Source organism: Streptomyces sp. XY006 (genome assembly GCF_002237655.1).
Lineage (GTDB): Bacteria > Actinomycetota > Actinomycetes > Streptomycetales > Streptomycetaceae > Streptomyces > Streptomyces levis.
Genome location: NZ_NOKT01000001.1, coordinates 429,238 through 453,428 on the forward strand (window position 1 = coordinate 429,238; position 24,191 = coordinate 453,428).

Consider the following 24,191-nt stretch of genomic DNA (forward strand, 5'->3'; position numbering starts at 1 on the left):
AACCCCTGGGGCACGGTTGCCTGCCGCGCCGGCAGAGCGACATTCGCAGACCATTGCTGAAGCGAACGCCGCGGGCCGCGCGGGATGGGTCCTCGGCCGGTGCCCTGCGCCGCGCCCGTCGTACCCTGCGGGTGTGGAGCTGCGCTTCGAGACACGCCAGTCGGACTCACCGTGGGTCGACAGCGTATGGACCTGCACCAGCGAGCAGGTCACGACGATGACGTCCGTCGCGGGCGTGCGCTGGGGCCTGGTCTTCTGGGACCAGGACGGCCGGTCCTACGCGGCCGTCACCGGCCCGGAGACCCGGGCGAGCACGGCACCCGTCCCGGAGGGCGCCGCATTCACCGGCATCGAGTTCGCCGTGGGCACCTCGCTGCGGGCCCTGCCCGCACCGGAGCTGGTCGACGGCGGCGTGGAACTCCCCGACACCACTCGCCGGACGTTCCGGCTGGACGGCACCCGCTGGCACACCCCGGGTGCCGATGACGCCGAGGCCCTGGTGGAGCGGCTGGTCAGAGCCGGGATCGTGGTGCGCGACCCGCTCGTCGCCGAAGTGCTGCGAGGTCACGAACCGACGGTGTCGGCACGTACTGTGGAGCGCCGTTTCCGGGCAGCCACGGGTCTGACGCGGGGGGCGGTACGGCAGATCGAGCGGGCTCGTACGGCGGCGGAACTGCTGGCGGCCGGGGACGTGGCCGCCGACGTCGTCGCCAAGCTCGACTACTTCGACGAGCCGCACCTCGCCCGGGCGCTGCGCGCCTACGTGGGTCGCACCGCCGGGGATCTGCGCGACGGCAGGGGCGGAGCGATCGCGCTCGACCTGGGTCAGCGTGTGACCTCGTAGATCATCGAGCCGGGGCAGCGCCTTTCGCTACGGGACCGCTCCAGCCGCGTCAGTGCCTTGCGCGTCCTACGCCGGCCGGCCTCCAGCTGGGTCAGTACCTTGCGCCGAACGGCCCCCAGCCAGGTCAGTGCTTGACGTCGTAGATCAGCTTCAGGATTCCGTTGGAGTAGCTCTCCGACTCCCGCAGGGACAGCATCTGCTTGTCCTGGTCGGCCCGGTGGAACAGGCTCTTGCCGGCGCCGAGCAGGACGGGGAAGACGAGCAGGTTGTACTGGTCGATCAGGCCGGCCTCCGACAGCCGCCGCGCCAGTTCGGCGCTGCCGTGGATGTAGATGGAGCCGCCCTCGGTCTCCTTGAGCGCGGCGACGTCCTCCGTCGTGCGCAGGATCGTCGACGGCCCCCACCCGTCGACGAGGGCGTCGTCCGGCAGCGTGCTCGACACCACGTACTTGGGCAGCTCCTTGTAGGCGGCATGGTCCTCCGAGCCGGGCCAGACGGCCGCGAAGGCCTCGTAACTTCTGCGGCCGAACATCAGCGCCGTGGTGTCGGCGAGCTCCTCGGCCTTCAGCGACCAGGCCTCCGGGACGAACTCCAGGTCCTTCACCACCCAGCCGCCGCTGCGGTGCCCTTCCTCGGGCCCACCGGGCGAGTCCAGAACGCCGTCGAGCGACATGAATCCGGTGTAGACCAACTTACGCATCTGTGTCTCCTCATCACGGGCCGAGCTCCTGGGATCAGGCTAGGCGCGGCCGGGACGGGTGTCTTGGACGGAAACGACAACATCGCGTGGGAACCACTGCGGCCCACCGCCTGAGGGAGCCCTCCGGCCTGCGTCGGCATGTGAAGCCGTGCGGCCGCAGTGGGCCGGCCAGAGTGCCGAAAACAGGCGTGCGCAAGCGATGTTGCCGGGGAGAATGGCTGCCATGAGTTACGACGGCTCGGCCATCGACCCGACCAAGCCCAGCATCGCCCGTGTCTACGACTACCTGCTCGGCGGCAAGGACAACTACGCCGTGGACCGGGAGATCGGGGACGTGTTCAAACGGGATCTGCCCGGCTCGGTGGCCATCGCCTTCGCGAACCGCGCGGCCCTGACCCGGGCGGTCGGACAGATCGCCAAGACCACGGACATCCGGCAGTTCATCGACCTGGGCAGTGGCCTGCCGACCGCGGACAACGTCCACCAGGTCGCGCAACGGCACGCTCCCGAGTCCCGGGTCGTCTACGTCGACATCGACGACCAAGTGCTGGTCCACGGCCGCGCGCTGCTGGAGGAGAACGACCGGACCCGCGTGGTGGCGGTCGATGTGCGCGACCCCGAAGGCATTCGCTCGCACCCCGCCACGCTCGAGATCATCGACTTCACCCGCCCCGTCGCCGTCATCTTCAGCGCCATCCTCCACCACGTCAACGACGACGAGGACCCGGCCGGCATCGTCCGCTACTGGCGTGACCAGGTCCCGTCCGGAAGCCACTTCTTCATCAGCCACTTCCGCTCCGGCAACAACCCGGAGACCAGGGAGGCCGAGAAGGTCCTGCAGCAGACGTTCGGCCGCGGCCGGTGGCGCACGGACACGGAGATCGCCTCCCTGCTGGACGGTCTGGACATCGTCGACCCCGGGATCGTCCCCGCGCCCCTGTGGCGTCCCGACGAGTCCGACAGTCCGTGGAACAGCGGCGAACAGCGCGAGCTCACGGTCTGGGAACACCTCATCGCCGCAGGCATGGCCCGGAAGCCGTAGCGGCCCGGAAGCCCTGGTGGCCCGGAGCTCCAGAGGTGTGAGCCGGGGGGAGAGAGACGGCCACCGGGGGAGACAAGCCCACCCCCTGGCCGTGCCGGTTCGTCATCGCCCGGGCGTGAGAGAAGCAGGCAGGGCAGGGAAGAGTGGTGGGCATGCAATCCTCCACGACCGGATCCGGACCCGACCACGGTGTCCCCGCGCCCGCCCCGTCCTTTCCGCCCTTGCGGCTCGGCACCTGGCCCACTCCGCTGGAGCCCGCTCCCCGGCTCGCCGAGGCCCTCGGGCTGCGCGGCGACGACCTGTGGATCAAGCGCGACGACCTCACCGGCCTCGCCGGGGGCGGCAACAAGATCCGCAAGCTGGAGTGGACCGTGGCCGGTGCACTCGCCGAGGGCGCCGACACCCTGGTCACCACCGGTGCCGCCCAGAGCAACCACGCCCGCTTGACCGCGGCGGTGGGAGCGCGCCTCGGCCTGGACGTGGTCCTGGTCCTCGCGGGCGAAGCACCGGCCGCGCCCTCCGGCAACCTCCTGCTCGACGGCCTCCTCGGCGCCCGCCTGGTCTGGGCCGGGGACGCGGACGCCGAGAGCCTGGACGCGAGGGCGCGCGAAACCGCCGCGGAACTGCGCCGGGCCGGGGCGCACCCCGCCGTGATCCCCTTCGGCGGCTCCAGCGTCCTGGGCGCGCGAGGCTACCTGGAAGCCGGCAGGGAAATACTCCAGCAGAGTCCCGGGGTGCGGCACATCGTCGTGGCGCTCGGCTCGGGCGGCACGATGGCCGGACTGGTCGCCGCCGCCGGAGCCCGACGAGTCCTCGGGGTGGACACCGGCGCGCGGCCGGGAGTGCGCACAGTCGTCGGCACCTATGCGGCGGCGCTGACCGAGGACCCGCCTCCGGCCGAGGACCTCCGCGTGCGCACCGACCAGGTCGGCGCCGGCTACGCCACCCTGACCTCCGAGACGGCCGAGGCCCTGTCCCTGGCCGCCCGGTGCGAAGGCGTCGTCCTCGACCCCGTCTACACCGGCCGGGCCCTCGCGGGGTTGCGCGCCGCCGTCCGCGACGGGGAGATCCGTCCTGGTGAGGCGACGGTGCTGATGCACACGGGCGGTCTCCCCGGCTTCTTCGGTCACCCGGACGTAGCGGCCGTCGTGTTCGGCTGAGACCCTGCGCACGCGGCGGGCGCGGCGCCAATCGCCGGCCGCCGAGCGCGACCGCCGGCTGCCTGTCGTCGGTCGCCTGTCGTCGGCCGGTGGCCGTCAATCGTCCGCCGTCGGTCGTTCGCCGCCGGTTGTCATTCGTCGCCCGTCGATCAGGCGAGGTCGGGCAGTGGCCGGCGGGCCACCTCGTGGGCGTCGTCCGGTGGCACGCCCAGCATGCGCAGGACCATCTCGGCGAGATTCGCCGCGGCGTCGTCGCCGTCCACGTCGGGGCGGGCGAACCTGAGCTCCACCAAGGACAGCAGGGTCCCGCCCAGCGCGGAGAGAGCGACCGTCGCGTCCGGGGCGGTGAAACGGCCGGAGGCCATGCCCGCCCGGAGGTCGCGCAGGGCCCGGACCGCCAGGCCGTTGTCCGAGTACAGGTGCCCGAGACCGCGGCGGCGCAGCACCTGCATCAGCTCGGGGTGCGACTCGGCCAGGCGAGCGCTGAACCGGAAGCCGGCCGCCACCAGCTCCGCCGGGTCGTCGATCCCGGTCAGGTGCTCGTCGAAGGTCTGGCCGAACTCCTCCAGCGCGTCCTGCACCGCGGCCTCGAACAACTCCGTCTTCGACTCGAAGTGGTTGTAGAAGGAGCCGAAGCCGACGTCGGCACGCTCGGCGATCGCCTGGATGCTGGCGCTCGTGTCCCCGCTCTCGGCGAGTATCTGCCGCGCCGCTCGTACGAGAGCCCGCCGGGTCTCCGCGCGACGCCGCTCGAACCGGTTGCTGGGCGGGGCTGACGTAGGCATGCGCAGAGTCTAACCGGCGGGACGATGACCATCGCAGTCCTGATGGATTCATCATTCATCGCCGTGAGCGTCTTGACGATGAAAAACTCATAGTTGATGATTTCCTCATCAAGGCCGTCTCGCTCGGAGGGCACCATGTCTGAAACCCGCGTCGACAGGGCCGACGTCATCACGCCCCACCAGGACCTCCACAGCGAGCAGGGCGCCCTGCGCGGCGAACACCCCGGCCGTTCCCGGAACCCGGTGATCAAGGTGGCCGACCTGGCCTGGCTGGAGTTCGAGAAGCCTGATCTGGGCCGCGCCGAGGTCTTCGCCCGTGACTTCGGCTTCGGCATCGCCGCCCGCACCGACCGTGAGCTGTGGCTGCGCGGCACCTTCGCCGGGTCACCCTGCATGGTGATCCGGAAAGGGCGCACGTCCCGCTTCATCGGCCCCGTCTTCCGGGCCGCCGGACGGGCCGACCTGGACCGGCTGGCCCGCGAGACGGGCACGTCCGTGCGGGACGCGGACGTGCCCGGCGGTGGCAAGGCGGTCGGGCTGCTCGACCCCTCCGGCTTCCCGGTCCGGGTCGTGCACTGCGGGGAGGAACTGCCGGCGTTGCCCGAGCAGCAGCCGCTGCTGCTCAACTTCGGCACCGATCACCGCCGTACGAACGCCACCCAGCGTCCACCGCGCGAACCCTCCCGCATCCAGCGCCTGGGCCACGTGGTGCTGGAGACGCGGGTGTTCGGGAGGGCCCTGGACTGGTACCTGGACACCCTCGGGATGATCGTGTCCGACTTCCTGTTCCTGGACGGGCAGCGCGACCGCGGCCCGACGATGGCGTTCGTCCGCTGCGACCTGGGCAGCGTGCCGGCCGATCACCACACCCTCGCCATGCACCTGGGGCCGGGCACCGGCTATGTCCACTCCGCCTACCAGGTCACCGACCTCGACTCCATCGCGGCGGGCGGCGAGTACCTCAAGGAGCGCGGCTACCAGCGCAGTTGGGGCATCGGCAGGCACATCCAGGGCAGCCAGCTGTTCGACTACTGGCGCGACCCGGACCGCTTCATGCTGGAGCACTTCGCCGACGGCGACCTGTTCACCTGCGACGTCGAGCCCGGGTGGGCCCCCATGTCGACCAGCGGGCTGGCCCAGTGGGGCCCGCCGGCCACCCGCGACTTCCTCGGCGCGAGCCCGTCCCCGCAGCGGGTCCGTGACGTCATCGAGGCACTGCGCGGCGACAACGAACTGGATCCGGCACGCCTGCTGGGCCTCCTCAAGGCCACAAGGTCCTGAACCACAACCCCCTTACGAAGGTACTGACATGAGCACCAACGTCCTGCGCACCGCCGACGGCTGGTGGGTTCAGCGCGGCGACCGGGCCATTCCCGTCGACACCAAGGCCGACACCACCGCCGAGCTGATCGCCGACCGGGCCGCCGTCCGGGAGGCGACACGGTCGGCCGACACCGGCACGCCCGTCACCGACCTGGTCGCCCTCTCACCGGTCACCACCCCCTGCCGCGTGGTCGCCCAGATGGTCAACTACCGCAGCCACGCCCGGGATTCAGGCTTCACCGGCGACATCCCGCCCGCCTTCTTCCGCAAGGCGTCCGGCTCGGTGAGCGGACCGCACGAGAGCATCGTCCGGCCCTCCCATGTGAAGCTCCTCGACTACGAGATCGAACTCGGGCTCGTCATGGGCGCGCCCCTGCCCATCGGCACCGTCGTCGACGAGCGGGACCTGCCGTCGTACGTCGCCGGGCTGGTGGTCGCCAACGACGTCAGCGCGCGCGATGTCCAGCTGACCAAGACGCAGTTCTACGAGAGCAAGTCGTACCCGACCTTCACCCCGACCGGTCCGTACCTGTCGTTGCTGGAGCCGGAGGACTTCGCTCATCTCCTGAATCTGCGGCTGAAGTTGAGCGTCAACGGCGAGCTGCGCCAGGACCGCACTCTCGCCGACATGATCGTCCGCCCGGCGCAGGCTCTCACCCTGCTGGCCCGCTTCCAGACCCTCGACCCCGGCGACCTGCTGCTGACCGGTACACCCGGTGGCACGGCCCTGAAGGCTCCGCCGAAGCCGGTCGAGAAGATCGGCGCGCTGCTGCCGCCCGCGGTGAAGTGGAAGGCGTTCTTCAGGTCGCAGGCGAAGAACCCGCACTACCTGCATGCCGGTGACGTGATCACCGCGACGATCGCGACCCCGGACGGCCGGATCGACCTCGGCGAGCAGCGCACGCCGGTCGCGGACGCCGACCAGCACCCGAGGTGAGCCGCGCATGACCGTCGACGAAGCCGCCCGTGTGCCCGTCGTGATCATCGGCGCCGGACCGGTGGGCGTGACCGCCGCCCTCCTCCTGGCCCGGCGCGGAGTCCGCACCCTGATCCTGGAACGCCATCGGGACGTCTACCCCCTCCCGCGCGCCGTCGCGACCGACGACGAGGTCCGCAGAATCCTCCAGGCCGCTGGCGTCGGCGAGGAGTTCGCCGCGATCGCCCGCCCGGCCAACGGGCTACGGCTGCTGGACGCCCGGCACCGGGTGATGGCCGAGTTCCGCCGCACCGAGCACGGCCACCACGGCTACCCGCAGACCAGCATGTTCGACCAGCCCGAGCTGGAGCGCCTGCTGCGCGACGCCCTCGCCCGGCACCAGGAGTGCGAACTGCGCGCAGACGTGGAGGTCGTCGGCATCGAGCAGGACGGAGACGGCCCGGTCCGGGTGACCTACCGTGACGACGACGGCGACCATCCCCTGTGGGCCGATGCCGTCCTCGGCTGCGACGGCGCCAACGGCCTCACCCGCGACGCCATCGGCGCCGTGTGGGAGGACCTGCGCTTCGAGGAGCGCTGGACGGTCATCGACGTCCGCACCCAGGCCGGTGTCCGCTCCTGGGAGGGCGTCGACCAGGTCTGCGACCCGGACCGGCCGGCGACCTTCATGCGCATCGGCGAGGACCGCTACCGCTGGGAGTTCCGCCTCGGGGACGCCCAGAGGCCGGTGCGCGAACTGATCGCCCCATGGCTGCCGCCCTCCTACGACGGGGACTTCGAAATCGTCCGCGAAGCGCAGTACACCTTCCGGGCCCGGGTCGCCGACCGATGGCGCAGCGGACGGGTCTTCCTCCTCGGCGACGCCGCCCACCTCACCCCGCCGTTCGTCGGACAAGGGCTGTGTGCCGGCCTGCGGGACGCCTACAACCTCACCTGGAAGCTCGCCCGCGTCCTCCGACAGGGCGGCGACGAGCGTCTGCTGGACACCTATGAGAGCGAGCGCAAGCCGCACGCCCGGTATGTGATCCGGCTAGCGGTGGCCATGGGCTGGGCCATGACCGGCGGCCAGGATGACGCCGCCGCGCTGCGCCGCGGGCTCCTGGCCGCAGCCTGCCGCATACCCGGCCTGACCGCGGCGGCCGGCCGCGACCTCAGTCCGCCCCTGACCGCCGGGCCTCTGGTCCGGCGCCGACTCGGCAGGGGACTGGTGGGCACACACTGCCCGCAACCATGGATCACCGCCGGAGGGCGGCGTACCCGCCTCGACGAGCTGCTCGGCGATTCCTTCACCATCCTGACCGGCACCGAACCCCCGCCCTCGCTGAGTGCCCTCGCCCAGGGACTCGGGGCCCGGTCGCTCTCCGTGCACGGTCTCGGCGACGACGGCACACTCGCCGCCTGGCTGCGCGCCGGTCATGCCGACGCCGTCCTGCTGCGCCCCGACCGCGTCGTCATGGACATCGTGCCTGCCGGGGGCCACGAGTTCACCGGAACGGCGGCCTGGGCGCCGCTTCTGCACACGACACGCACCCCTTGCCCGACGCGCAGACCCTTCGCTCGTCTGGGCGCCGAGTGTCGGGGCGGGCGTCCGGGCCGGGCAACGGCACCACCCCACGGATCACCCTCGCCGTCGGCCTGACCTGGTCGTTCTGGCCACCTGCCCCGGGGCCGGCGGGGATAAGCCGGCGGGCCCAATCCGCCCTTCGCGCCGGTCAGTTGCGTGTTTCACGCGACTTCTTCCCGCGGCGAGTCGTGGTACCGGGCGCGACTGTGCCACGGTGGAAGGACAACGAGACCGACCGGCGCCGCAAGCGCTGGTCTTTCGGGAGAGCCGGGCGTTGCCCCCATCCCGGGCACCCGGCCCCGCCATCGTCGTACACCCCTCGGGGGTGTTTCGCCTTTGGGCTCGCCGACCCCCGAAAGGGGGACGCGCCCCCATGAACATCATCACCACCCTCGACGGCCCCACCGCACGCATCTCCCCGCGCGGAGAGATCGACTTCGACGCCCTGCCCCCGCTGCGCGCCGCCGCCGACGCCCTGCCGCCGCAGGTGACCGACGTGCAGTGGGACCTGTCCCACACACCTTTCATGGACATCGCAGGCCTCCACCTCCTCTTCGGCCCCGGCAGTGGCCCCCGGCACCGGACGACCGTGACCGGACTGCGCGATCAGCCGCTGTGGCTGCTGCTCACCGCTGCCGACGTGAATCCCGCCGTCTTCGACCTGGCTCGCCTGCTGCCCGACGTGCCCCCGGCCCGTTTCCGGCCCGCGGCGGCTTGAACCGGTACGAAAAAAATTCTCAAAAAGCGCGAGCAGTGTTTTTGTGCGCAAAAGGGACACTTGGCGGTGGTGACAACCTGGGCCGCCTCAGGAATTGCGGGCGGTATCGCTGCTGTGGTCCGACCAAGGCGGGACAGCTCCGGCCGCGCTGCGGCCGATGGAAACGCCTCTCGCCACCACCCGTTCGAGCGGGGGTGAGCCGGATCGGCAGCTCAACCGACAGCGAAGAGAGTTAGCCATCGTGATCACGCATGAGCAGATTCCGACCGTGATGGACCACCCTGTCTACGACGCCGACGGCGACCAGATCGGAGAGGCGAAGCACGTCTTCCTCGACGATGCCACCGGCCAGCCCGAGTGGGTCAGTGTCAAGACCGGCCTGTTCGGCACCAACGAAACGTTCGTACCCGTCAAGGACGCCTCCGTCGTGGAGGACCACTTGGAGGTTCCCTACCCTAAGGCCAAGGTCAAGGACGCGCCCAACGTCGACGTGGACTCCGGCGGACACCTCTCCGTGGACGAGGAGCACCGTCTGTACGAGTACTACGGCATCGACTGGGACGCGGTCTGGCAGCAGACCAGCGAACCCGGCGAATCCGGCCGGCGCGGCTGGGCTCACGCCGGCACCGGTGAGACGACCGGCATGCCCGGTGCCGGCTACGCCGAGACGGGCACGAGCGATGACGACGCCATGACCCGCTCGGAGGAGCGCATGCACGTCGGCATCGAGCGCCGTGAGGTGGGCCGGGCACGGCTGCGGAAGTACGTCGTGACCGAAGAGGTGCAGCAGACCGTTCCGGTGCGCCGGGAAGAAGTCCGGATCGAGCGCGAGCCGATCACGGACGAGAACCGGGATGCCGCCCTGTCCGGGCCCGCCATCACCGAGGCCGAGCACGAGGTCACCCTGCACGAGGAGCGTCCCGTGACGGCGACGGAGACGGTGCCGGTGGAGCGGGTGCGGATGACGACCGACGAGCACACCGACGAGGAGACGGTGCGCGGCCAGGTCCGCAAGGAGCGCATCGAGGCCGAAGGCGTCGACGAAGGCCGCCAGGACCGGTAGCCGGAGAGTCGCCTCCGCGCGTCGGGCCCGCTCGGTACCTACCAGTACGAGCGGGCCGACGCCGGTGCCCGGCAGCCTGAGGCCGAGACGGACCCGGCAGCCTGAGGCCGAGACGGACGGCATCTGACGCCGGATGCCCGTCAGTCTGACGTCGGATGGGCGGCAGCCTCCGCAAGGCCGGGGCGCTGCCCCTTGAGCCGGACCGCCGAGCGGGGATCAGGCCGTCCGGAGGAGCAGCTCGGCCAGTTCGGCCGGTGTGGTGATCATGCAGTCGTGGCCCGTCGCCAGCTCCCACACCTGCGCCGGCGTGCCGTTGGGCTGAAGACCGGGCACCGGGCGCCGGACGAACCCGTCCGGCAGGACGGTGCAGTGGATGTGCGTACGCGGGATCCGCCTCGCGGCCGGTTCGTGCAACCGCACCGGTTGCCGCAGGCAGTTCACCGGCTGGTCCGACAGCATCGAGCGCAGCCAGGCGACATCGTTCGGGTCGCTCACGCCGAACAGGCCGGCGGGCGGCGGCAGCTCGGGCGGAGGCGGCACCCGCCAGCCGCTCTCCGATCGCAGGGCGGCGTCGATCAACTGCTGGGTGACGGGGATGACGTCGACCGCTGTCTCGCCGTCCTCCGGGACCATCGCGTCGAGGTAGACCAGCCGCGCGATCCGGTCCGGAACGTCGTTGGCCACGGACGAGATGACCAGTCCGGCGTAACTGTGCCCGACGAGGATCACCTCGGTGAGGTCCTCCTCGGTGATCAGCTTGACGATGTCGTTGACGTGGGTGTCGAGTCCCACGTCGGGACCGGCCAGACGGCGCTTGTCGCCGAACCCGGTGAGCGAGGGTGCGATCACGTGATGGCCCGCCGCCGCCAGCAGCGGAACCACCCGATCCCAACACGTGCCGCTGTGCCAGGCGCCGTGAACCAAGAGAAACGTGGACATCGTTGTGCTCCTTGCTGTGCCGGCCCGCTGCCGGGGCGGCGGGGAACGGGCGACCGAATAGCTCGGCGGAAACGTTGCCGAGGCGGTGCCGGCCGAGCCAGGGCCGTGGCGATCCTGGGGGTGACAGGGCCACCCGCACGCGCGGCCATGCGCACTACCGTGGCGTCATGACCGGCGAACCCAACCTCCTGGGCGACTACGTGCGCGCCCGCCGCGAGCTCGTCACGCCCGAGCAGGCCGGTGTGCCCGTGGTGGGAGTACGACGAGTGCCCGGCCTGCGCAGGGAGGAGGTCGCCCTGCTCGCCGGCATCAGCGTCGACTACTACCTGCGCCTGGAGCAGGGGCGCGACCGCAATCCTTCCGTTCAGGTCCTGGAGTCCCTCGCCCGTGTGCTGCTCCTGGACGACGAGGCGACGGAACACCTGCTCGCCCTGGGCGCCGACCGCCCCCGACGGCGTCGGCGCCGGTCCGCGAAGGAGACCGTCCCGCAGGGCGTCGCCCAACTCGTCGCCACGCTCCCACTGCCCGCCCTCGTCGAAGGCCGGTACTTCGACGTCCTCACCGCCAACCCGCTGGCGACGGCGCTGTCACCACGCTTCACCATGGGTACGAACCGTCTGCGCAGCCTCTTCCTCGACCCCGCCGAGCAGGCCCTCTACCCGGGCTGGGAGCAGGCCGCCGCGGGCATGGTCGCGGGCTTCCGCCGATCCATCGGCACCGGCACGGACGACCCCCGCTGCATCGAGCTGGTGGGCGAACTCACCCTGGCCAGCCCCCTTTTCAGCCGACTGTGGGCCCGCCACGACGTGGTGGCGTGCGAAGGAGCACCCAAGTACCTCGACCACCCCGAGGTCGGCGGCCTGTGGCTGAACCGCGAGCGGCTGAGCGTCGACGGCGCGGCCGGCCAGACGCTCGTCATCTACCATCCGGCCCCCGGCACGGACGCCGCTGAGAAACTGACGCTGCTCGCCGGCACGACACCGCCACCGCTCACGCCACGACCGACAGCGGCGCACCTCGGCCGGAGCGGTTGAAGCCACCGCGGGCATCGACCTCGGCGCCTCGGGTACCCCGCATGGGCATTCAGTAGGTCGAGCCGCTTGTGAAGGAGAACTGTCGTGCAGGGGATGGAAGACCAGAGGGGCAACCGGTTCTGCAAGGCGTGCGGTGTGCCGGCCGAGGACGGGCGGTTGTGCAATCGCTGCGGAGCGGTTCTGGACTTCCCCGACGAGGGTGGGCTGGTCGAGGACCAAGGCGCCGCGGTGCGCCGGGACTTCGAAGGGCGTGCGCTTCGCCCGGAGGCCTGAGCCCGCCAACGGACGCCCGCGCCGACGCCCGCACCCTCACGAGTCCCCACCCGGGTCGCCGAGCGTGTCGCCGTAGAGCCGGAACAGGCGCAGGGCCTCCGGTCCGTCGGTGGGGGACCGGCGCAGGCGTTGCCAGCAGTCGGCGCTGAGGCTGCGCGCCCGGGTGCCGGGCCAGGGCTGTGGCAGCAGCTCCGGGGGAAGCAGCGGGTCGGGTTCCATGGCCCTGGTGAACTCCGCCGCGAGTTGGACGGCCATGGCCAGCCGCCCGGCCGCCCCACGCTGCTCGGCGCCGTCGGTCCTTTCCATCGTCTCCAGCTCGGTCAGGCAGTGGTGTGCGAAGGCGGTGAGCCGTTCGTAGCGGGCGGCGATCTCCTCCAGCGGCCACAACTCGGCGGCCAGGGCAGCGGGATCGGCGAGCGTGCCGATGCGCAGGTCGGTGCTGGTGAGGAAGGTCAGGGAGTCCAGGACGCCCAGGTGGCGGGCGTGGGCCTCGACGATGTCGGTGACCGGGTTGGCGGTGACGTAGAGGCCGCCCTGGAGGGGGGCCGCCCCGAGGCGCAGGAGGGTGTCGCGCAGGGCGTCGCGGGTGGTGCGACGGGACTCGGGGATCGCGAAGGCGAACAGGTGCCAGACGCCGTCCCAGTCGGCGTTCCCCGCGTCCTGCCGGTAGGCGTGGCGTACGTACTCCGCGTCCGGCGCGAGCGCGCCGGTCGGGTCGGCGACGGCCCGGAGCACGGCCTTGCGTCCGCGGCCGTCCTGGGTGAACCGGCCGTCGGCGACCAGGCGTTTGACGCACAGCCGCACCTGTTGGTCGGTCATGCCGAGCAGTCCGGCGACGCTGTACAGCTCACCGGCGTCGACGGTGCCGTCCTCCCGCACGAGCGCGTGCACGAGCAGCCGGGTGGGGACCTCCGGGGCCGTCATCGCGCACCTCCGCCTGCCCGGTCCGCCTCCGTCACGGGGCGGTACATGGTCGTCACGGCGCCGAAGCCCATCAAGCGGCGCAGGTAGGGCGTCTGTTCGGTGTGCTGTGCCAGGAAGCCGTGCCGTTCGTACAGGGCGCGGGCGCGGGGGTTGGTGTCGATGACGTCCAGACGGATACGCCGGCAGCCGTTCTCCGCCGCGATGGCGGCGACCTCCTTGAGCAGCAGGCTGCCGATCCCGCCGCCCCGGTGGTGCGCGTCCACGGCGATGCCGTCCATGACGAGTTCACCCTTCCGAGGAGTGCGCTCGAACAGAGCGAGGACCGCCAGCCGGGGCAGGCCGCGGAAGAGGCCGTAGGTGGACAGGACGTCCCGCACGGTGCCGCCGGTAAGTGCGCGCCCGCCGAGCTGGTAGCCCGCCACGCCGACCACCGCACCGTCGACGAGGGCGGTCACGCCTCGGTCGTGGTGCACATGCGCGGCGATGAAGTCCCGCCCTGTGTCAGGTGGGTTGAGGGCGGGGCCGAGTTTGCGTCCGAAGGCGTCCCAGTACAACGCGGCCACCTCCTGCTCGCTCCCCGCGGGCACACCGCGTCGGCACGTCACGGCCTCGATGTTCACGTGTTCCTCCTGTCCGTCCTGCTCCCTTGCGCTATCGACCATAGTACGTTCATTCTCATAACGAGCGTTCTGTAATCGATAGATTCGGGCGAGCCGGTGCTGGGACGACGGGGGAGAGCCCGCGTGGGGCGGGGACGGCGGCGCCTGCTGTGGACGCTGGTGGGCGTCCTGCTGGTGGCGGGCGGACTCGGCGGGATCGTGGTGTGGCAGAACACGTACGCCCTGAGGGAGGAGCGCGTGGTGATGCTGCACCAAGGTCAACGGCTGGAGGGCGTGCTGGCCCTCCCGCCGGCAGGCGACGGGCCGTTCGGGCTGGTGGTCTTCGTGCACGGGGACGGGCCCGTCGACGCGACCCACGACACCTTCTACCGGCCCCTGTGGGAGTCGTTCGCGCGGGCGGGTTACGCCTCACTGTCCTTCAGCAAACCGGGCGTCGGGGGATCGGAGGGCGACTGGCTCGCACAGAGCATGGACGACCGCGCCGCGGAAACCCTCGCCGCGGTCGCCTGGGCCCGCGACCGCCCCGGCATCGACGGCCGTCGTATCGGACTCTGGGGAGCGAGTCAGGCCGGCTGGGTCCTGCCGAAGGTGGCAGCGGAAGACCGGCGGCTGCAGTTCGTCATCGCCGTGTCCCCGGCCGTCAACTGGCTGCGGCAGGGCCGCTACCACCTCCTCGGCGAACTCCGCCGGGAAGGCGCCGACCAGCGGCACGTCGACGAGGCGCTGCGCCGCCGCGAAACGACGCTGCGCCTGCTGCGGCAGCGCGCCTCCTACGAGGAGTACCGCGCGGCGGTCGGTGACACAGGTGACGCCGGTGACATCACGCCCGCCCGGTGGCGGTTCATCTCGAAGAACCACACCGCGGACGCCGTCGCCGACCTGCGGGCCATGAGGAACACCCCCGTCCTGCTCGTCCTGGCCGGACACGATGTGAACGTCGACGTCGCGGAGACGGAGGCCGTGTACCGCTCGATCCTTCCCGCCTCGACCCTCACCGTCGAGCACTACCCCGACGCCACGCACTCCCTGGTGGACCACCACACCGAGCGCTCACGACTGCGCCTGACCGCGACCGCCGTTCTCGCACCACGGAAGTTGTACGCGGCGGGGTTCCTGGACCGTCAGGCCCATTTCCTACGGCAGACCGGCAGGGGCCCTGTCGGCTGAGGTCTTCTCCCACGCATCGCCCCTGCCCAGAGTCGCGGTGCGGTCGGAGGCGTGCTGTGCTGGGAGTGTACGCAGGGGAGTTCATCCGATGCGCCCTCTCAGGACTTCCGCCTCCCGGCCCGTCCGGCCGCCCGCGCCGACGGGAACGGGCGGAGGACTGTTGCCGGCGCGGGACCTCGCCGTCGCGTGGTCGCTGGTCGTCCTGATCGCCGTGCCCGCATGGGTGCTCACCGTCGGGCAGGCCCGGGACATGGGAGTCGAGCCCGGCACGATGGGGATGGCGCTGCCGCTGTTCCTGGTGCTGTGGGTGACCATGATGGCGGCCATGATGCTGCCGTCCATGGCGCCGGTGGCCCTCACCTGGGCACGGGGCATCCAGCGGCGGTCGTCGGGATGGAGGCGCACGGCGCGGACCGTGGAGTTCGCGGGCGGATACCTGCTCGTGTGGACCGCCTTCGGGCTGCTCGTCTACGCGGCCCTGGCCGTCACCGGCGACCTGGTGAGTGATCACCCGACGGCGGGGCGCTGGATCGGATCGGCGGCGTTCCTGCTGGCGGGGCTCTACCAGCTGGGCCCCCTCAAGAACGTCTGCCTGCGGCACTGCCGCGACCCCATGGGCCAGCTCGTGCACTACGCCGGGTTCCGGCAACCGGCCCGTGACCTGCGGGTGGGCGTCCACCACGGGGCCTACTGCGTCGGCTGCTGCGCCGGGCTGATGGTCGTACTCGTCCCGCTCGGGGTGATGAACGTGGCGGCCATGGCCGGACTGGCCGTGGTGATCTTCGTGGAGAAGCTCTGGGCCAGGGGTCCGCTGCTGTCCAGAGTGGTGGGCGTCGTCTTCCTCGTCCTGGCCGTGCTCGCGCTGTTCCACGACGGGCTGCTGCCCGGGCTGCAGGAACCGGCGCCCGCGATGGACGGCATGTGAGCCGCTGCGGCAAGCTGGAAGGGACAGACCGCCTCGCGATCCGCGTGCGGGCTCGGGACGTGCGGTCCTGCCACTGCGGAGAAGCTCCCTCGGGCTCGATGGGAGGGGAGCGAGATGACGGAACAACTCGGCACCGCTACCCGCTGGCATCTGGCCGGCGACTGGTTCGACGTGTGCAAGTGCGCCATACCGTGCCCCTGCACGTTCGCGCAGCCTCCGACGTACGGCGACTGTGAAGGCGTACTGGTCTGGCACATCCGTGAGGGCAACTACGGCGACGTACGGCTCGATGGTCTCAATGTCCTGATGCTGGGTGCCTTCACGGGCAACGTGTGGGCCGGTGAGCACAGCGACGCCTACGCCGCGGTCTTCCTCGACGAACGTGCCGACGACCGGCAGCGCGCCGCGCTGGGGACGGTTTTCGGAGGTGAGGCGGGCGGCTGGCCGGCGCGGTTCGGGGAGATGCTCAGGCCCGAGATGCGCGGCATGGACATCGCACCGATCCGCGTGGAGATCGACGAGGACCTCGCCACCTGGCGAGCCGAGATTCCCGGCCGCGTCACGGCCCACGCCGAGGCGCTCACCGGCCCGACGACTCCGGAAGGCGCACGCGTCCAGGTGCACAACGCGCCGGGCGCCGAGGTCGGATCCGGCCAGGTCGCCACCTGGGGCCGGGCCACCGCCGACCGCGCCGACGCGTTCGGCTTCTCCTGGGACCGCTCGGGAAAGTCGAGCAAGCACTTCCCCTTCGACTGGACGGGGCCCGACTGACGCGGACGCACACGCGCTGCCCCCGGCCCACGCGCTGCCCCCGGCCCACGCGCTGCCCCCCCCCGGCCCACGGGCTGCCCCCGCGCCCTATCAGGCTCACCGGCCGTGCGGGTCGCAAAGCGCGAAACAGAGCCGGGCGCGGCCGGTGACCGGCCATGCTGCTGCCGGTGACAAGAGCCCGGGGGCGGGGGGAACGTGCAATCGATGCTGGTGGGGGCCGTACTTCTGGTGTGTCTGAGCACGCCGCTGGTCGGAGGGATGCAGGCGCCGCGGCTGCGCTCGAAGCGGCAGACTCCCGAGTTCTGCGCGGGGGCGCCGCCGGCGGTGGCGCTCGGCTCGTGGGCGCTGTGGGTGCTGATGTCCGTCGCGGTCCGCGTCGGCTTCACCGGCACCCGGAACACCTGGGTGTGCGTGGCGCTGTTCGCAGGGTGTGTGCTGGTCGTCCGGCCGATGGTCCGCATGGTGGCGCCCGCGCGGCTCAAGGAGAACCGGCTGGTGGTCGCGGCGCGGGCCGTGGGTGTGTGCTGCGTGGCGGCGGCCGTCATGGCACCGCTGGAGGTCCCGGTCACCGAGCATCCGGTGGCCGGGGTGGTCATGATCTACGCGGTGACCGCCGCCGCGCTGGGTCTGATACGGGTCGTGGACCACGGCTACTTCCCGCTGGTCCTGCTGTGCACCGCGCTGTGGAAGGCGCTAATGGCAGGCCTGACCGGCTACTGGATCCGGCACGAAGGAGGCAGCCTCACCCCCGACCCGGACACCGCCACGGCCGGGACGCTGCTGCTCGCCGTCCTGTGGTGGGCGCTGGCCGGGCTGGCGGCCGGCTGCGCGCTGGCCGCGACGGCCCGGCTCGTGCCCTGGCTCAGGACCGGGCCGCCGGCCCGTCCCGTGCCTCCCGGTGTGACGTCCTGGCCACCGGCCGTGGGCGACGTGTGGATGGCCGAGCTCACGCACGAGGACAACACCTACAAGGAACGTCCGGTGATCGTCCTGGAGCACGCCCCGGGCTTCGTCCGCGTGCTCGGCATCACGAGCGTCGACAAGTCCAACCGGTCGCGCGGCTACATGAAGCTCCGCCTGGCCGAGTGGAAGGGCGTGCTGACCAAGGACGGCTGGCTGAACCTGGAGATCGCGCACATCCCGTACTGCGACTTCCTCTGGCGGCGCGGGGAGTGCCCGGACCGGGTGTGGGACGTGCTGTGCAAGAAGGCCGTCGTGCGGGAGCGGTCCACGCAGGCGGGTCCGGCACCGGGGTTCACCTTCCGGCACCGCCTGCGGTCGGCGATGAACAAGCACGTCGGGCGTGACGCGCGCACGGTCGGCGCCGGTGCCGGCAGCAGGGCGCGCCGGGTGTGGACACGCGAGCGGGTCTGAGCCGGACCGCCGCCGGTTGAACGGGCAACCTCAATGTTGAACCGTCATCTTCATTCTCCCGTGGGCGACTTGCCACACCACTGTGAGCAGCAGAAACTGAAGATGATGACGTGGAGCCCACCACCACTGCGACTCTGCGCCGCCCCGAGAAGCACGAACGAAGGGGCTGACCGGTGGAGAACACGCTGCGCATCCTCCTCACGGAACAGGACGCGGAAGCCGAACGCGTCGCCGAACTGACCGGCTACCTGCGTGAGGAACTGCTCGACCTCGACGTGGCCGACGTCGCGGCCGTGCCCGGTGGGCCGGTGCCACCCGGAGCGCGTGCCGTGGACGTCGCCCAGATCGGTGCCCTGATGGTGACCCTGGGCAGCTCGGCAACGGCCCTGAACCAGGTGGTGACCGTGATCCGGTCGTGGCTCGGACGTCACCATGACACACACCCGTCCCTGCACCTGCAGATGGGCGACGACGTCCTGGAGATCTCCGAGGCGAGCGACGAGCAGGTCGCGGAAGCCTTCAAGATCTTCGTCCAGCGCCACTCCCCGGCCGGAGCCGAGCCATGACGGACAGCAGACACGCGCTGATCATCGCCAACGACCGCTACACCGACCAGGGGCTCAAGAAGCTCAACGCGCCCCTCCAGGACGCCGCGTCCCTGGAGAGGGTGCTGCACGATCCGCAGATCGGCGACTTCGAGGTGGAGGTCGTGCACAACGCCTCGGCCGACCTCATGCGCCGACGCATCCAGGGCTTCTTCAAGGACCGCGACCGCGCCGACACCCTCCTGCTGCACTTCTCCTGCCACGGCCTCAAGAGCGAGTCGGGCGAACTGTACTTCGCCGCGAGCGACACCGAGCCCCCGCTGCTGGCCGCCACCGCCGTCCCGTCCCAGTTCGTCCGCAGCTGCATGTCCACCACCCGGGCCGGCCGCACCGTGCTCTTCCTCGACTGCTGCTACGGCGGCGCCTTCTCCAAGGGATCGACGTCCGTGCGTGCTTCCGGAGACGTCAACGTCCTCGCCTCGTTCGCCGAGGACGAGCCGGTGACCGGGCGGGGCTGGGCCGTCATCACCGCCTCCGACTCCATGGAGTACGCCTTCGAAGGCAGCCAACTCGCCGAGGACTCCGGTGCGCGGCCTTCGGTGTTCACCCACGCCGTGGTCGAAGGCCTGGAGACCGGCGATGCCGACCTCGACGCCGACGGCAACATCTCCCTGGACGACCTGTACGACTACATCTACCGGCACGTACGCGATCAGAACCCGCATCAGACCCCCAAGAAGGCCGCCGAACTGCACGGGGAGCTGTATCTGGCCCACAGCCGGCGCGGCCGCATCAAGATCGCCGCCGTTCCGTCGCCGCCCTCCCTGCGGACCGCCCTCCAGAGCGACGACATCCTCACCCGGCAGCGGGCCGTGCTCGTCCTGAACAAGCGACTCCAGGACGTCAAACTGCCCGTGGCGGAAGGCGCGCGTCAGCACCTGGAAGAGGTCGCGAGCAAGGACATCCACGAGATCGCCGTCCTGGCATCGGACGCCTTGAGCGAGATCCATCTGTCGCCCTCCCCGGACTACCTGGACTTCGGCCGCGTCGAGAGGAACTCCACTCCGCAGAAGCGGTCCGTGACCATGCAGGGCCCACCGCTGGCCCGCCACTGCGTGGCCCAGCCCACCGAGTCCTGGCTGCGCGTGGATCCGACGCGCAGCGGCCTGGAGGTCCACATCGACACCGCCACCGAGGGGCAGCTGTCCGGCGACATCGCCCTGAAAGGGGTCGCCGACGAGACGGTGATCCACGTGGAGGCGGTCGTGGCCGCGGCCCACGAGCCGGATCACGCCGAGCCCGCACCAGGTCCCTCGAACGAGTCGGCACAAGCCCACGCACCGCGCCGAGACCGGGACACGGTGGTCATCGGGACAACGCCCACTCCGCCACCGCCACCGCCACCGCGCCCGCCCGGGAGGCCGCCTGTGCCCCAGCGCAACCGGCAAAAGACGCAGCGGCCCACGGCGTCCGGACGCGCGCCCACCCTGGCCGGGGCCGCCTTGACGCTCGCCGTCACGGCGTTGGCCATGCTCGCCATGACCATCCAGAGGGCGGTCGCGGCCATCACGGAACGCAGCGAGGCAGGAGTCGGCGGCGAGATAGAGAACAACATCCGCGAGCAAGGAGCCCTCACACCGCTCATCGTGTGCCTCATCACCGCCGCTGCTGCCCTGATCGTCGGCGCCTTCGCCCAGCACGATCTGGCGGCACAGCGCGAGCGCTACACACGGAAGGCGGCCGGCGGTACGCGCACGCTCCTCTCCATCACGAAGGGCTTGGCCATACCGGCACTGATCCTGGCCGTCCTCGCCGGCATCACGTACCTGGCGGGTAGTCCCTCCTGGTAGGCCTCGTCAGCTCCGCCCGAGGCCGTGGTTGCTGGTCGCCCCGCCCCTGTCAGCCGAGGAGGGCCTGGGTGATCTGCCGGGTCGTCTGCGCGGCGACCCGGGGGTCGACGGCGGCGTACGTGGTGTATGCGTTCAGGCCGGTGGCCAGGGCCCAGCCGCGGCCTCGCAGCCAGGTGGCGTCGTCCACGCCGAGCGCGTCGCGGAAGGCGGCTCGGCTGGTTGCCGACATCAGGGTGAAGGCGATCATCAGGTCGCGGGCCGGGTCGCCTCTGCCGAGCTCGCCGAAGTCGATGACGGCGCTGAGACGGCCGTCGCAGGTCAGCAGGTTGCCGGTGTGGAAGTCCCCGTGGAACCACACCGGAGCGCGGTCCCAGCCGGGCACGCTCAGTGCCTCGTTCCACAGTCCGGTCATCGCTGTCGCGTCGAACACGCCGTCTACCTCGGCGATGGCGAGTCGCGTCGCCCGGTCCCGGTCGGACAGCGGCCGACCGGTGAGATCCTCCCCGGTGCTCCCCGCAGGGGTGTCCTCAGAGGCGATGCGCTCCAAGGCGACCAGGAACTCGGCCAGTTGGACCGCGGCCTCGCAGGAGTCGCCCAGCGCGTCGACCGTCGCCACCTCGCCGTCCAGCCAGCGGGACACCGCCCACGGCCACGGATAGCCGAAGCCGGGCTCACCCACTCCCACCGGCACCGGGACGGCCAGGGGAAGGTGCGGGGCGAGTCGAGGCAACCACTCGTACTCCTTCCTGGCCTGGCCGATGGCCCCGCGATGACGCGGCAACCGGACGGACAGCTCCTCGCCCAACCGGTGGATCACATGATCGGAGCCGGCGGGGCTGACCAACTCCAGGGCCAGCCCCGCCCACTGCGGGAACTGAGTGTCGATCAGGCGCCTGACCAGAGCCTCGTCGATCCGAGGGCGGATGTCCGCGGTTCGCCCGGCGACCAAGAGCAACTCCCGTCATCGGCCCGCTCCGTGCGACGGGCAGTCGCAGCCATCACAGTGGCTCAGGCTGCGCCTGTCGACCGATTTTGCGAGGAACGGCCACCGCGCCGAGGCGTGCTCGCGGGAATGAGTCGATGTACGAACAGGCCGTCCCTGCGCTGCAGTCGGGTGCGCTTGATCAGGACCGGGTCACCGGTGCCTGGAGTTCCGTCACCCAGTCGTCGCGGTCGGCCGGGCACTCCAGGTTGATCTCGCGGGGGTATCCGGTCGACTCGTAGCCGTTGGCGTCGATCCAGCGGGCCAGGGTCTGGGCGGTGGGCAGGACGGTGTCCATCGAGCCGCGGTGCACGATGGTCGCCGCCTGGTCGAGGGACGGCAGGTCGTGGATGCGGAAGGCGCCGTCCTGCGGGGGAGCGGAGACCTGGACGGCGGCGTGGACGCTGATCCTGCCGCCGCCCTCCGGGGCGTCCTCGTAGTAGGCGACACCGGGGCCCGTGGGGGTGATTCCTGCCGCCTCAAGGCGTCGGAACAGCTCGTCGTAGAGCGGTCCGATGACCGGACCGATGTCCTCGGGCCCGAAACTCGCGGCCGTCGCGGTCAGCTCCGCCACCCGGACGGCGGGGACGCTCTTGATGACGACGTCGTTGGTGGGCATGTGCCCCTCGCTCTCGATTGCTCGGAGCCTCGCCTCGACCTGGACCAGCCATGCCGCTGCGGCAGCCATGGCGGTCTCCAACTCGGCCTGTCGCAACCGCAGCATGCCGCGCAGTTCCTCGGCGCCGACCTTCTCCTCCACGATGTCGCGGACCTGCTGGAGGGTGAAGCCGAGGTCCTTGAGGGCGATGATCCGGTTGAGGCGGGCGAGCTGGGCGGCGGTGTAGTAGCGGTAGCCGCTGGCCGGGTCGACATGGGCCGGGCGCAGCAGGCCGGTGGCGTCGTAATGCCGCAGCATCCGGACCGATACGCGGCCGTGCCGGGCGAAGTCTCCGATGGTGAACATGATGTCTCCGAGCTGACCACCTGACACGGTGTGAGGGTCAAGGAGCCGGCTCAGCGGGGCCGCAGGCCCGACATCAGAGTCTCGACGCAGCCGGTGACGAGCGTGTCGAGCGGGAGGTCGCCGTTCATGCCCGTGGCGACGAGCACGGTCAGGCCCTGCAGAAGCGCCAGGAGGGTCATGTCGACCCGGCCGCTGGTGTCCGGGTCGATGTCACCGCGGCCGCGGGCCTCGTGCAGCAGCCGCAGGGGCGCGGCGAAGGCCCGGTCGTTGGCAGCCGTAAGAGCGTCGTCGCGCGCCTCGCCCTTCGGGCGGTGCATCAGGGGCAGCAGTGCGCGGTGTTCGATGCCGAACTCCACGTAGGTGCGGGCGAAGACGACGAGCCGAGCGGTGACGTCGCCCTCAGCGGTCCTCAGGGCTGCGTCGAGTCTGCGCCCCAGTCGCTCGTAGCCCTCTTCGGCGAGCGCGTCCAGCAACGCCGTCTTGTCGGCGAAGTGGCGGCGGGGCGCGCTGTTGCTCACTCCTGCCGCCCGAGCCAGTTCGCGCAGGGACAGGCCCTCGACGCCGCGTTCCCCGAGGACGTTCTCCGCCTCGCGCAGCAGGGTGCTGCGCAGGTTGCCGTGGTGGTAAGGCCGTACTGCGGTCATGGCGTCACCCTAGCTCAATGTATTCATTGACTACAATGTATTCGTTGAATACATTGACCGCCATGACCAGCTCACTCACCACGACCGCCTGGGCGGCCGGTCAGCTGCCGCCGCAGGACGGGCGCACCGTGATCATCACCGGCGCGAACAGCGGCATCGGCCTCGAGGCGACCCGCGCGTTCGCTCGGGCGGGAGCCCGCGTGATCATGGCCGTGCGGGACGTCGAACATGCCCGCGCGACCGCCCCGTACCTGCCCGGAGCGATCGAACTGCGGCCGCTCGACCTCGCCGATCTCGCGTCCGTCCGCGCCTTCGCGACCTGCGTGGAGCACCCCTTCGACATCCTGATCAACAACGCCGGCGTGGCGAACGTGCCGCTCAGCCGGACGGCGGACGGCTTCGAGACCCACTTCGGCACCAACCACCTCGGCCACTTCGCCCTCACCAACCTGCTGCTGCCGAAGATCACCGACCGGGTGGTCACCATCGCCTCCAACGCCCACAAGAGCGCCACCCTGGACCTCACCGACCCCAACTGGGAGCGCCGGCGCTACCGGTCCCCGGCCGCCTATGGCCAGTCCAAGCTCGCCAACCTGCTGTTCACCCTGGAACTGCAGAGCAGACTCACCGCGGCGGGCTCCGTGGTGCGGGCCCTGGCTGCACACCCGGGAGCGGCGACGACCGGGCTGAACCGCCACCTGGGCCCGGCCATGAAGGCGGTCGCAGCGATAGTCGGCCGCCTCGTCATGCAGAGCGGGACCGACGGGGCGCAACCGACCCTGTTCGCGGCCGTCCGTGACCTGCCCGGGGCGAGCTACGTCGGCCCCGACGGCCGGGGCGGCCGGCGCGGCCGCCCCACCCTGGTCTCCCGCAGCACCGCCGCCCAGGACACCGACCTGGCCGCCCGACTGTGGGACCTGTCCGAACGCCTCACGGCCACGTCCTTCCCGCTCGGGTGACGTCAGGCCCTCAGGCCCCGGGGTGCCACCCACCACAGAGGCGACGCCGAACCCATGGGCTGGAGCGCACCCTTGCGATCGACG

Annotated in this window: 24 protein-coding genes; 16 read left to right on the top strand and 8 right to left on the bottom strand. The window is 71.1% G+C overall.

From position 1 onward, the window contains the following. Window positions 1-133: 133 nt before the first annotated feature. Window positions 134-844, top strand: a complete 711-nt coding sequence (locus tag CHR28_RS01895; protein ID WP_094051614.1) for a helix-turn-helix domain-containing protein — start codon at window positions 134-136, stop codon at window positions 842-844. Between the two features lie 124 nt (window positions 845-968). On the opposite strand, the gene CHR28_RS01900 is transcribed toward CHR28_RS01895, so the two are convergent. Further along, window positions 969-1,544, bottom strand: a complete 576-nt coding sequence (locus tag CHR28_RS01900; RefSeq protein ID WP_094051615.1) for a dihydrofolate reductase family protein — start codon at window positions 1,542-1,544, stop codon at window positions 969-971. Window positions 1,545-1,758: 214 nt separating this feature from the next. Between CHR28_RS01900 and CHR28_RS01905 the strand changes: the two genes are divergently transcribed. Further along, window positions 1,759-2,586: an SAM-dependent methyltransferase gene (locus tag CHR28_RS01905; RefSeq protein WP_094051616.1), complete on the top strand. Its 828-nt coding sequence runs from the start codon at window positions 1,759-1,761 to the stop codon at window positions 2,584-2,586. Between the two features lie 152 nt (window positions 2,587-2,738). Continuing rightward, window positions 2,739-3,746 carry a D-cysteine desulfhydrase family protein gene (locus tag CHR28_RS01910; protein ID WP_094051768.1) on the top strand — a complete coding sequence of 336 codons (1,008 nt, stop codon included), beginning with the start codon at window positions 2,739-2,741 and terminating at the stop codon, window positions 3,744-3,746. 149 nt (window positions 3,747-3,895) lie between these two features. On the opposite strand, the gene CHR28_RS01915 is transcribed toward CHR28_RS01910, so the two are convergent. Next, entirely contained in the window at window positions 3,896-4,531 is a 636-nt protein-coding gene (locus tag CHR28_RS01915; protein ID WP_094051617.1) for a TetR/AcrR family transcriptional regulator, read from the bottom strand. Between the two features lie 135 nt (window positions 4,532-4,666). On the opposite strand from CHR28_RS01915, the gene CHR28_RS01920 reads away from it, so the two are divergent. From CHR28_RS01920 to CHR28_RS01940, 5 genes are all read left to right on the top strand, one after another. Next, window positions 4,667-5,812 (top strand): VOC family protein, encoded by a 1,146-nt coding sequence (locus tag CHR28_RS01920; RefSeq protein ID WP_094051618.1) that lies wholly within the window; start codon window positions 4,667-4,669, stop codon window positions 5,810-5,812. A gap of 28 nt (window positions 5,813-5,840) precedes the next feature. After that, window positions 5,841-6,791, top strand: a complete 951-nt coding sequence (locus CHR28_RS01925; RefSeq protein ID WP_094051619.1) for a fumarylacetoacetate hydrolase family protein — start codon at window positions 5,841-5,843, stop codon at window positions 6,789-6,791. A gap of 7 nt (window positions 6,792-6,798) precedes the next feature. Continuing rightward, on the top strand, window positions 6,799-8,430 hold the full coding sequence (gene mhpA, locus CHR28_RS01930; RefSeq protein WP_094051620.1) for a bifunctional 3-(3-hydroxy-phenyl)propionate/3-hydroxycinnamic acid hydroxylase MhpA: 1,632 nt from the start codon (window positions 6,799-6,801) through the stop codon (window positions 8,428-8,430). Window positions 8,431-8,728: 298 nt separating this feature from the next. Next, window positions 8,729-9,073 (top strand): STAS domain-containing protein, encoded by a 345-nt coding sequence (locus tag CHR28_RS01935; protein ID WP_094051621.1) that lies wholly within the window; start codon window positions 8,729-8,731, stop codon window positions 9,071-9,073. A gap of 241 nt (window positions 9,074-9,314) precedes the next feature. Continuing rightward, entirely contained in the window at window positions 9,315-10,136 is an 822-nt protein-coding gene (locus CHR28_RS01940; RefSeq protein WP_094051622.1) for a DUF2382 domain-containing protein, read from the top strand. A gap of 216 nt (window positions 10,137-10,352) precedes the next feature. Here the strand turns inward: CHR28_RS01940 and CHR28_RS01945 are convergent, their stop codons facing one another. Beyond that, entirely contained in the window at window positions 10,353-11,075 is a 723-nt protein-coding gene (locus tag CHR28_RS01945; RefSeq protein ID WP_094051623.1) for an alpha/beta hydrolase, read from the bottom strand. Window positions 11,076-11,242: 167 nt separating this feature from the next. Between CHR28_RS01945 and CHR28_RS01950 the strand changes: the two genes are divergently transcribed. Beyond that, the gene (locus CHR28_RS01950; RefSeq protein WP_094051624.1) at window positions 11,243-12,109 is read left to right on the top strand and encodes a helix-turn-helix domain-containing protein; all 867 of its coding nucleotides are present in this window, start codon (window positions 11,243-11,245) and stop codon (window positions 12,107-12,109) included. 309 nt (window positions 12,110-12,418) lie between these two features. On the opposite strand, the gene CHR28_RS01960 is transcribed toward CHR28_RS01950, so the two are convergent. Both CHR28_RS01960 and CHR28_RS01965 read right to left on the bottom strand, forming a co-directional pair. Next, window positions 12,419-13,306: a PaaX family transcriptional regulator C-terminal domain-containing protein gene (locus CHR28_RS01960; protein WP_094051625.1), complete on the bottom strand. Its 888-nt coding sequence runs from the start codon at window positions 13,304-13,306 to the stop codon at window positions 12,419-12,421. Then, window positions 13,303-13,926: a GNAT family N-acetyltransferase gene (locus CHR28_RS01965; RefSeq protein WP_256984070.1), complete on the bottom strand. Its 624-nt coding sequence runs from the start codon at window positions 13,924-13,926 to the stop codon at window positions 13,303-13,305. The genes CHR28_RS01960 and CHR28_RS01965 overlap by 4 nt, the downstream gene beginning before the upstream one ends. A gap of 123 nt (window positions 13,927-14,049) precedes the next feature. On the opposite strand from CHR28_RS01965, the gene CHR28_RS01970 reads away from it, so the two are divergent. From CHR28_RS01970 to CHR28_RS01995, 6 genes are all read left to right on the top strand, one after another. Beyond that, entirely contained in the window at window positions 14,050-15,093 is a 1,044-nt protein-coding gene (locus tag CHR28_RS01970) for an alpha/beta hydrolase family protein (RefSeq protein ID WP_256984072.1), read from the top strand. An 88-nt stretch (window positions 15,094-15,181) separates the two neighbouring features. Next, on the top strand, window positions 15,182-16,018 hold the full coding sequence (locus CHR28_RS01975) for a DUF2182 domain-containing protein (RefSeq protein ID WP_094051627.1): 837 nt from the start codon (window positions 15,182-15,184) through the stop codon (window positions 16,016-16,018). Window positions 16,019-16,132: 114 nt separating this feature from the next. Next, entirely contained in the window at window positions 16,133-16,789 is a 657-nt protein-coding gene (locus CHR28_RS01980) for a DUF1326 domain-containing protein (protein ID WP_094051628.1), read from the top strand. 204 nt (window positions 16,790-16,993) lie between these two features. Continuing rightward, window positions 16,994-18,163 (top strand): hypothetical protein, encoded by a 1,170-nt coding sequence (locus tag CHR28_RS01985; protein ID WP_256984073.1) that lies wholly within the window; start codon window positions 16,994-16,996, stop codon window positions 18,161-18,163. A 173-nt stretch (window positions 18,164-18,336) separates the two neighbouring features. Further along, complete coding sequence (locus tag CHR28_RS01990) at window positions 18,337-18,729, top strand: hypothetical protein (RefSeq protein ID WP_179272283.1); 393 nt, start codon at window positions 18,337-18,339, stop codon at window positions 18,727-18,729. Continuing rightward, window positions 18,726-20,558 carry a caspase family protein gene (locus CHR28_RS01995; RefSeq protein ID WP_094051630.1) on the top strand — a complete coding sequence of 611 codons (1,833 nt, stop codon included), beginning with the start codon at window positions 18,726-18,728 and terminating at the stop codon, window positions 20,556-20,558. Before CHR28_RS01990 ends, CHR28_RS01995 begins: the two co-directional genes overlap by 4 nt. 49 nt (window positions 20,559-20,607) lie before the next feature. Here CHR28_RS01995 and CHR28_RS02000 read toward each other — a convergent pair whose 3' ends face one another. The 3 genes from CHR28_RS02000 to CHR28_RS02010 all read right to left on the bottom strand — a co-directional run bounded on the left by CHR28_RS02000 (window position 20,608) and on the right by CHR28_RS02010 (window position 23,148). Beyond that, the gene (locus CHR28_RS02000) at window positions 20,608-21,507 is read right to left on the bottom strand and encodes an aminoglycoside phosphotransferase family protein (protein ID WP_094051631.1); all 900 of its coding nucleotides are present in this window, start codon (window positions 21,505-21,507) and stop codon (window positions 20,608-20,610) included. Between the two features lie 175 nt (window positions 21,508-21,682). Then, window positions 21,683-22,504: a MerR family transcriptional regulator gene (locus CHR28_RS02005; protein ID WP_094051632.1), complete on the bottom strand. Its 822-nt coding sequence runs from the start codon at window positions 22,502-22,504 to the stop codon at window positions 21,683-21,685. Window positions 22,505-22,554: 50 nt separating this feature from the next. Then, window positions 22,555-23,148 carry a TetR/AcrR family transcriptional regulator gene (locus tag CHR28_RS02010; RefSeq protein ID WP_094051633.1) on the bottom strand — a complete coding sequence of 198 codons (594 nt, stop codon included), beginning with the start codon at window positions 23,146-23,148 and terminating at the stop codon, window positions 22,555-22,557. 62 nt (window positions 23,149-23,210) lie between these two features. Here CHR28_RS02010 and CHR28_RS02015 point away from each other — a divergent pair, with 62 nt between their 5' ends. Further along, window positions 23,211-24,107, top strand: a complete 897-nt coding sequence (locus tag CHR28_RS02015; protein ID WP_256984074.1) for an oxidoreductase — start codon at window positions 23,211-23,213, stop codon at window positions 24,105-24,107. Window positions 24,108-24,191: the final 84 nt, after the last annotated feature.